This is a genomic window from Staphylococcus simulans (assembly GCF_003043455.1).
GTDB lineage: Bacteria > Bacillota > Bacilli > Staphylococcales > Staphylococcaceae > Staphylococcus > Staphylococcus simulans_A.
On sequence record NZ_PZGG01000075.1, the window covers coordinates 1 to 9,483 of the forward strand.

The 9,483-nt window shown below is 36.0% G+C and carries 10 protein-coding genes; 4 read left to right on the top strand and 6 right to left on the bottom strand.

All coding sequences use genetic code 11. From position 1 onward, the window contains the following. The first annotated feature begins 219 nt into the window (after nt 1-219). The 3 genes from rpmG to BU038_RS10860 all read left to right on the top strand — a co-directional run bounded on the left by rpmG (nt 220) and on the right by BU038_RS10860 (nt 2,557). Entirely contained in the window at nt 220-369 is a 150-nt protein-coding gene (gene rpmG, locus BU038_RS10850) for a 50S ribosomal protein L33 (RefSeq protein ID WP_107606051.1), read from the top strand. A 286-nt stretch (nt 370-655) separates the two neighbouring features. Beyond that, nucleotides 656-2,113: an amino acid permease gene (locus tag BU038_RS10855; protein ID WP_107606052.1), complete on the top strand. Its 1,458-nt coding sequence runs from the start codon at nt 656-658 to the stop codon at nt 2,111-2,113. 129 nt (nt 2,114-2,242) lie between these two features. After that, a complete protein-coding gene (locus BU038_RS10860) occupies nt 2,243-2,557 on the top strand; it encodes a hypothetical protein (protein ID WP_107606053.1) in 315 nt (104 codons plus the stop codon). A 59-nt stretch (nt 2,558-2,616) separates the two neighbouring features. Here the strand turns inward: BU038_RS10860 and BU038_RS10865 are convergent, their stop codons facing one another. From BU038_RS10865 to BU038_RS10880, 4 genes are read right to left on the bottom strand one after another with little or no spacing between them, the layout of a single operon-like run. After that, nucleotides 2,617-3,420 (bottom strand): Cof-type HAD-IIB family hydrolase, encoded by an 804-nt coding sequence (locus BU038_RS10865; protein WP_107606054.1) that lies wholly within the window; start codon nt 3,418-3,420, stop codon nt 2,617-2,619. Between the two features lie 56 nt (nt 3,421-3,476). Next, nucleotides 3,477-4,391, bottom strand: a complete 915-nt coding sequence (gene thrB / locus BU038_RS10870; protein ID WP_107606055.1) for a homoserine kinase — start codon at nt 4,389-4,391, stop codon at nt 3,477-3,479. Beyond that, a complete protein-coding gene (thrC, locus tag BU038_RS10875; RefSeq protein WP_057509855.1) occupies nt 4,391-5,458 on the bottom strand; it encodes a threonine synthase in 1,068 nt (355 codons plus the stop codon). The genes thrB and thrC overlap by 1 nt, the downstream gene beginning before the upstream one ends. Before the next feature lie 5 nt (nt 5,459-5,463). Further along, nucleotides 5,464-6,744 carry a homoserine dehydrogenase gene (locus tag BU038_RS10880; RefSeq protein WP_107606056.1) on the bottom strand — a complete coding sequence of 427 codons (1,281 nt, stop codon included), beginning with the start codon at nt 6,742-6,744 and terminating at the stop codon, nt 5,464-5,466. Between the two features lie 192 nt (nt 6,745-6,936). Here BU038_RS10880 and BU038_RS10885 point away from each other — a divergent pair, with 192 nt between their 5' ends. Next, complete coding sequence (locus BU038_RS10885; RefSeq protein ID WP_107606057.1) at nt 6,937-8,319, top strand: aspartate kinase; 1,383 nt, start codon at nt 6,937-6,939, stop codon at nt 8,317-8,319. An 83-nt stretch (nt 8,320-8,402) separates the two neighbouring features. Here BU038_RS10885 and BU038_RS10890 read toward each other — a convergent pair whose 3' ends face one another. Next, nucleotides 8,403-8,987 (bottom strand): hypothetical protein, encoded by a 585-nt coding sequence (locus BU038_RS10890; protein WP_107606058.1) that lies wholly within the window; start codon nt 8,985-8,987, stop codon nt 8,403-8,405. Nucleotides 8,988-9,082: 95 nt separating this feature from the next. Further along, the coding region (locus tag BU038_RS10895; protein ID WP_107606059.1) for a hypothetical protein at nt 9,083-9,483 on the bottom strand (401 nt) is incomplete at its 5' end.

A 9,483-nucleotide genomic window follows, 5' to 3' on the forward strand; every position in this document is an offset into this window, starting at 1 on the left:
TCGTAATTATTACGATTTATATCATAACACAATTTCCATCTTTATCAATACTTTTTGCTCATTTTTTAGGCAAAGTTATTTACTAATTGCGAGTTTTTCTATACAATAGAATACATTGAGCTTATGCTGCTTAATTTATCCATCTTGCACGAAAAGCATGATTGTGGTAAATTTAAGTGCGTAAGTATTGCTAATAACTTAATAGAAAGGGTGTCTACATTGCGCGTAAACGTAACATTAGCTTGCACAGAATGCGGCGATCGTAATTATATTACTACTAAAAACAAACGTAACAATCCTGAACGTATCGAAATGAGAAAATACTGCCCAAGATTGAACAAATATACATTACACCGCGAAACTAAATAATGTATTGAAACTACGATAGTGAACTTACCTATTCAAATCGGTAATGTTCACTTTTTTTATTGGTCTAAATATACACCTCTCCTTCTATTTTTTCTAATGGGTTCTAAATCATAATTATTTAGCATTTGTTTCAAAAAAGCGGACACAATGAACATTTTTTCGTCTTTTTTCTGAATTTTTTAAAATATTTGATTTAATGCATCAAAGGTCATTGATTAGTCGTAAAAAAACAATTGGAATAGAGTACATATATTTTAATTTAAAGAAAAGATTAGAGGTAACGCATATGGATGAAAATAAAATGAATAGAGGACTCAGTTCTCGCCATATATCAATGATTGCTATCGGGGGCGCAATCGGTACAGGTCTCTTTATCGCGATGGGCGGTGTCATTTCCCAAGCTGGCCCTGGCGGTGCAATTGCAGCATATCTGATTATTGGTATTATGTTATATTTCTTAATGTCATCAGTCGGAGAACTCGCAACCTTTTATCCTGTATCAGGTTCTTTCAGTTCCTATTCAACACGATTTGTAGACCCTTCACTTGGTTTTACGGTCGGTTGGCTATACTGGGCAATGTGGTCACTTGTTACAAGCGTAGATGTCATTATCGCATCAAACGTCTTGTATTATTGGGACACATTTAAGTTCTTCTCTCCATTAACATGGAGTTTAATATTTATCACATTCTTACTATTATTGAACATCTTTACAGTAAGAGCCTTCGGTGAAGCGGAATTCTGGTTAGCAGCGATTAAAGTTGTTACGATTATCGTTTTCATCGTTGTAGGTATATTAACTATCTTTGGTATCCTTGGCGGTCATACGTATGGTTTTAAAAACTTCACAGTTGGTGAAGCACCATTTGTTGGCGGAATTGCCGGATTCTTAAGCGTTTTACTTATCGCCGGATTCTCAGTCGGTGGTACAGAAATTGTAGCGGTCACAGCCGGTGAATCTGATGACCCTAAAAAATCAATGCCACGTGCGATTAAATCAGTATTCTGGAGAATTTTATTATTCTATGTGCTCTCAATCGCAGTAATCTCAGCAATTTTACCTTACAATGAACCATTGTTACTTAACAAAAGTGAATCCGTAACACAAAGTCCATTCACGATTGTGTTCGATAGAGTCGGCATTGCCTTTGCGGCATCAGTCATCAACGCGGTTATTTTAACATCATTACTATCAGCCGCAAACTCTGGTATTTATTCAACAAGCCGTATGCTGTTCTCACTCAGCACTGACAGACAAGCACCGAAATTCTTGAGTTACTTGCATGGCAAAACAAAATTACCGATTCCAGCAATTTTAACAAACTTCGTGATTGTAGTAGTGGTTATTATTTTAGCGAACTTCCATGCGAATGCGATCTTTACTTTACTTGGTATCATTGGACAACTTGTCATCTTCGTATGGGCAGCTGCAATCTTCTCTCAAATCAGATTGCGTAAAGGATTAAAAGCACAAGGTATAGATGTTAAAGAACGATTGCCGTATAAAACACCGTTATATCCGCTAGGACCTATTCTTGTTTTAGCTATACTCGTGTTCTTATTATTCGGTGGTTCATTTGAAAATATGATTCACATGAATGTCGGTGGATTAATTAAAGATTTCGTTCCGATTGTCGTGCTCTTTATAATTTTCATTGTGCATAAAATAGTTAAGAAAACAAAACCTGTTAAATTAAAAGACATGGATGTAAGAAGTTTCGAAGAATTTAATAAAGTGAAATAATCATTTATACAGACAGATTGGCTTTGGCCAATCTGTTTTTTTATTTCTTCTTATAACTTTTAAGATTTTACCGTCTATTGATATGTAGTATAATAGGAGTAATAAGATGAGAAATCGAGGTGTTACAACATGGTAGGACAAACAAATTTATTTGACGATGTTTTAAAGGAAGATGAACGTTTTGTGATTGTCGTTCAGTCTCTTGAAGAAAAAAACGGCAGACTTATTAAAAGAACTTTAAGAGAATATCCAAGTCTAGAACACGATCAAATGGTACCTCTATTTGAACACTTAAAAGATGTTTACCTAAGTGAACCGTTTGAAAGTGGACAGTCTGCATTTATTATTACCGTTTATACAAACTTAGATTACTCTGCTGATAATATTTATGCGCTTGTAAAACGAAACCATGGCATGCATGAATGGACACATACAGCTAAATAAGATGTATCGCATACAAAAGGAGACTCTCTTTAACAGAAAGTCTCCTTTTGTATTTGAAATTATAAAATTTTCTTTAAAGCATAGACGATGCCGTCTGAATTATGATCTAACGTCACAAAGTCAGCAACTTCTTTTAAGGCATCACGGGCATTGCCCATTGCTACAGCATATCCTGCTTCTTCCATCATAGAATAATCATTCATGCTGTCGCCAAATGCGATAGTCTCACCAATATCAATGCCGACCTTTTCGCATAGTGCATGTAACGCATTGCCTTTAGATACACCATGCGGCACAAATTCTAAAAAGAACGGTTTACTTGTCGTCACATCAATTTGGTCATTAAACACTCCGTCAAAGGCTTGAGAGAGCTGTTGAATATGAGATTCATAGTCCACACCTAACACTTTCGCCACTGGATTTTGAATAAACGCTTTCAAATCATCCGTACGGTGCATCGGTAGACCTGTAAGTTCTGACTCAATATTCATGTACTCATGTTCACCTTCATAGATAATATGCCCATCTTGGTACGTCAATACAAAGATATTGTTATCACGGCAATAATCTACGATACGGTCAAAGTCTTCTTTAGAAATACTTTGTTCCGCTTCCAACTCACCATCTCTCACACGCGTCGTACGACTGCCGTTAAAGCTGATCACATAACTATCATGCTCATTAAGATGCAAGTCTCTCGCAATAGGTAACATACCTTCTGTCGGGCGTCCTGAAGCCAAGACAACATGGTAACCTTTATCTTGTAAATCAATTAAATAGTTTGCAGTATCTGGACTGACTTGATTCTCTGAATTCAACAAAGTATCGTCCATATCCATTACTATCATTTTATAGCTGCTCATTTGATGTGCAGTGCTCCTTTCAAGCGTATTCCATCAAATTATATCGCATTTCATCATTAATCATAAACTTTTTCAACGATAATTCCGCTTTTATTGACTGAAATCAATTCAGATTCACATTCTGGCAATTCTTTGTTCAATCTTCTGACTAATTTACCGCTTTTAGAAGGATCTATTAATGTCAAGATTGTTGGACCTGCCCCACTGATGACTGTCGCATAAGCATGATATTCACGACCTAACGCTTTAACGCGTTGAAATTCTGGAATCAAATCTTGACGATACGGTTCATGGAATCCATCCATTTCCATTAGCATTCCAGCTAATTGATAATCATGTTGCATCAATGCACTTAACATTGTATTGCTGATGGCACTGTATTGAACTGCTTGCTCATGTTCAAAGCTTTTCGGCAAAACTTGTCTTGAATCATGAGTTTTCAACTCATAGCTTGGAATCGTAATCACGAGGTTTACGTAAGGTGGTTCTATTGAAGAAATATACGTTTCTTTGGTTTCATGATTATAAAATCCAGCAATCATACCGCCATAGATAACCGGTGCAACATTATCTGGATGTCCTTCTATTTCTGTTGCAGCTTCAACCATTTCAAATTCTGATAGTTGTAAGTGGCCGAAGAAGTCTGCTAAATAAATACCTGCAACTAAAGCAGAAGCCGAGGACCCAAGCCCTCTGGCTAAAGGAATTTCACTGCGCATTGTGACATCTAATGGCGGCACAGACATATCATATTTTTGTTCAAGAAACTGTACAACTTGATAAATCAGGTGATTTTCATCTGTAGGCAAGCCATGCAAGTTATCTCCCTTATGATGGAAATGCCAACGATCGTCAGCACTTACTTCTGCTTCAACATAGAGGAACTTATTTAATGCGAGTCCGATTGAATCAAAGCCCACGCCAAGATTGGCAGTAGAAGCGGGAACTTTAAGTTTTAAACTTTCTCCCATTAATGTATAGCTCCTTTGATATATTTAATAATACTTGCTTTATCATTTGGTAAAGATTTAATCGGGTTGTCTAATAATGAGATGGCAGTATCAGGGTCTTTCAAGCCATTACCAGTCAACACAGCAGTGACTGTAATATCTTTTGGTAATTTACCAGCTCTATGCAATTTAATTAATCCAGCAATTGAAGCATTACTTGCTGGTTCTGCAAACACACCTTCTTTAGAAGCAAGTAGTTGATAAGCTTCTAAAATTTCTTCATCTGTCACACTATCAATCAAACCATTTGATTCATCTAAGGCTTTAACTGCTTTATCCCAACTTGCTGGGTTACCGATACGAATGGCAGTTGCAACCGTTTCAGGATTTTTAATGACTTTATTTTGTACGATTGGAGAAGCCCCTTCAGCTTGAAAACCAAATAATTTTGGTAAGCCTGTTTGATGTTTGTCATTAAACTCTTTGAAGCCTTTCCAATACGCAGTGATGTTACCTGCGTTACCAACTGGGATGGCTAACACATCTGGTGCTTTACCCCCTAATTGATCAACGACTTCAAATGCGCCTGTTTTTTGCCCTTCAATACGATATGGATTGATTGAGTTAACCAGTTCAATTTCGCCTTCTTCTTTCGCAACTTCTTTAACAATTTCTAGTGCTTCATCAAAGTTGCCTTCGATAGATACAATTTCTGCACCATACATCACAGCTTGTGATAATTTACCTAAAGCGATTTTACCTTCAGGAATAACTACGATTGCTTTCAAGCCTGAACGTGCTGCATATGCAGCTGCTGAAGCTGATGTATTTCCTGTCGATGCACAAATCACTACTTTTTTACCTTCTTCTTTTGCTTTAGTGACTGCCATGACCATTCCGCGGTCTTTAAATGAACCTGTAGGATTGGCACCTTCAAATTTTACAAACAAGTTAATGCCTAACATGTCTGATAATGTATCACAATGAATCAACGGCGTTTGGCCTTCATTTAAAGTTACATTCGGTGTGTTGTCGTTAACTGGGAGATATGCTTTGTATTCTTGTACTAAACCTTGCCATCTTTTCATTTTAATTAAACCCCTTCTACTGGATAAACTTTTTCCACTGGATATTTGCCTTGTGCTAAAATTTCGTCAGCTGGTACGTTGATGCCTTTTACAACGACAGCTGCTGTGTTGTCATTGCGTTCAATGACATCGAGTGATTTGTGAAGCGGTAATTGTGCTTTAACCTCTTCTTCAACGCGTTTAACAGGTGCGCCGTTTGTTTGTAGGACAATGTAATAACTTGCTTTTTCTTTTAATTTAGTAGGTTCATCTGCATCAATCATTTCTTTTGCGTGACCTGTTTTTAATTCAAAATGCGGAGGTAGTGTATGCAAGTTTGATTCGAATTGCAGTGAAACGTTAAGTAAATCACTGACTACTGCACTACCTGTAGCTAAACTACCTGCACCTTTACCGTAGAACATCGTTTCTCCGACAGAGTCACCAATGACATAAATTGCATTGTATTCGTCTTCTACTGATGCTAATTGGTGTCTTTCATCGATTAAAGTCGGTGCGACAGATGTTTCAATGACACCATTATCAAATGTACCCTTACCGATTAATTTAATTTTATAACCAAGTGTTGTTACAGCGTTGATATCATCTACTGATACTTCAGAAATACCTGTTACTTTAACTTCATCTAAACTGATAACTCGGTTGAATGATAAGTATGTAACGATGACTACTTTTCTTGCGGCATCGATACCTTCAACATCGTCAGTTGGATCCGCTTCAGCAAATCCTAAACGTTGTGCTTCATCCAACGCTTCTTTAAAGCTTGCACCTTCTTTAGTCATTTTCGATAAAATGAAGTTGGATGTACCGTTTAGAATACCCATGAATTTACTGATATTATTGGCATTCAAACCATTATTGATCGCATTGACAATTGGAATACCGCCTGCCACACTTGCTTCGAATTTTAAAGCAACGCCATTTTCTTCCGCTAAATCTTCTAAAGTTCGTAAATGTACTGCTAATAAATCTTTGTTAGCAGTAATTACATGTTTACCCTGTTCTAATGATTTTTTCAACCACTCAACAGTAGGTTCGATACCGCCCATTACTTCTATTACAATATCGACTTCATCATCGTTTAAGATTTCATCCACATCTTCAGTCAAATGATATTTGCTGATATTCAACGGACGTTTTTTCTTTTTATCTCTAACAAGAATATGTTTGATGTGAAGATCTTTGTGAATCGTATCTTTAATCTGTTGATGATTCTCTTCAATAATTTTAACTACTCCTGAGCCCACTGTTCCCAGACCGAGCAAAGCGATGTTTAACTTCTTCATAATTACATTCCTCCGTTTGTTCGTTCTAAAAAAACACCTGTACTATTGAAAAATACTTGATTATGGTTTAGTATAAATTCATTCATCAAAATTGTAAAGTTCAAAAAATTTGGAATATGTTGAAATTTTAGCATTTTTCACCCAAAAAACAAAGCAGTAAATTATTAAGATTGATAGAAAGGTTGATTAAATATGAAAGTAGCTAAATTCGGCGGTAGTTCCGTCGCTTCAGCAAGCCAAATTCAGAAGGTGTTAAACATCATCAATAGCGATGACGAAAGAAAAATAATCGTTGTGTCTGCTCCTGGTAAAAGACATTCTGAAGATATTAAGACAACAGATTTGTTGCTTAGGCTTTATGAAAAAAGTGTAGCAAAGTTAGATTATCAAAATAAAAAGGAAGAAATTATCGAACGTTATGCTGATATTATCCGTGATTTAAACATGGACGAAAGTATTTTAGCTGAATTCGATGATATTCTTGAACAGCGTATTAAAGCCAATCAAAGCAACCCGCCTCGTTTAAAAGATGCATTACTTTCTTGTGGTGAAGATTTTAACGCACGCTTAATTGCACAATATAACAACGAACAAGGTGTTCCAACTACATATGTGTCTCCCTTAGACGCAGGTATTACGGTAACTAACACACCGCAATTCGCTCAAATCTTAGAAGAATCTTATGATAAAATTTACAATCTAAGAAACATTGAAGGAAAGATTATTGTTCCAGGCTTCTTTGGTTACTCGAAACAAGGTAATGTTGTCACTTTCCCTCGTGGCGGTTCTGATATCACAGGCGCTATTCTGGCACGTGGCGTACGTGCAACGCTTTATGAAAACTTTACAGATGTTTCTGGTATCTATCGCGCCAACCCAAATTTAATCAAAAACGCTGAAATTATGGAAGAAGTAACATACAGCGAAATGCGTGAACTTTCATATGCCGGCTTCAGTGTATTCCATGATGAAGCACTTCAACCTGTACAAAAAGAACGTATTCCAGTCGTGATTAAAAATACAAATCGACCTGAAGATCCAGGTACTTTCATCAGATATGACCGCGAGATTAAACCAGATCATCTGATTACAGGTATTAGTTGTGACAAAGGCTTTACAGTTATCAACGTACGCAAATACTTAATGAACAGACAAGTCGGTTTTACGCGTAAAATCTTATCTGTACTTGAAGACTACAATATCTCATTTGATCATATGCCTTCTGGTATTGATAACGTCAGTATTATTATGCGAACACATCAAATCCGTGGTAAAGAAACGAAAGTCTTAAACGAAATTCGTAAACAATGTGATGTTGATGAATTAGGTATTGATAATGATTTAGCCGTAATGATGGTCGTTGGTTTAGGAATGAATCAAATGGTGGGTACTGCCAATATGATTACTTCTGCACTCGCAAAAGCGAATATCAACTTGAAAATGATCAACCAAGGTGCTTCTGAAATTTCAATGATGTTCGGCATCAGTGTTAAAGATGCAGATGATGCAGTTCGTGCAGTTTATGATGGCAGTTGTGCACATGCGCAAGAAAACGAAAGTTTACAATTAAAATAATCTGAATTTAAACGATATTTAGTTAAAAATCAAAGCTATAAAAATACAAGAGTGTTGCGAATAAGCAACGCTCTTGTTTCATTTTACGATGCATATAAAGCATCGTGCAGACGTTCTTCACCTACTACGACACGCAGCATAACAAATTGATAATAACTCAATGCATCTATCACTGCTTTGTTGTTAAAACCACTATGATGTACTGAAGGTTGTAGTAACTCATACATCAGAACGATTTCTGGTTTGATATAATCTACGCCCCATGGTAAGGAATGGAAATAAATATGTTTTTCAGGCAATCGGATATTGTGATTGAATCTAAACATCCACTCTTTGTTATGTACATCATATACATAAATGGTCATGATTCTTTGACCGTGGATTTCTACTTCTAAGTGTGTAAGTTGGGAGAATTTCGTATCTCTTAATTTTTCACTGACGTTCCCTTCTGAATCTATGTATCGAATACGATAATTATTCGGGATATTCTTTAAAACTTTGGTAAGGTTCTTACGTTTTACGCAAATATCTACTGTATCGTTAATAATAAATTCATTCTTTAAAAATAAAAGTTTTGCAGTCTCTCCGAAAAATTTGATTTCATCATTGGCATACTCTATTAATCTTTCAACCAAGAAATTTAAATCTTCATTATTAGACTTTTGCATTCTGACACCTCCTATTAGTAAGCGCTTACAAGATTGGTTGTATTTTCTCTCTATTCATATTCATTTTAGCGTGTGTTTCACTGCTTGTCTATCATTTAATTTATATATCCGATATGAGTAAAATGCTGATTTGCATCTATAAAATCAGGATAGTTAACAACATAACTGTACTGCGCTTGTTCGATCAATGCTTTTTGTATAGCACCTATTTCTGAATGGACTTGATACAAACCGCCTTGTATATCTATGTAACTTGTTGCGCAGAAATAGACATCAATTTGTAAGGTTTTAAATGTTTCCACCATCGTTTCACCTGTAATAATATGTAGACTTGAATCCACTTTACCTGGCGCAAAAATAATATTAGAAAAAGTATTTTGACACACGTATTGCATAATATCTGTAGAAAACGTCACAACAGAAACATGAATCTCCTGTTCAGCTAAACAGTCTAATACGTAATAAGAGATAGGATGATTATCTAATGCGATAACTG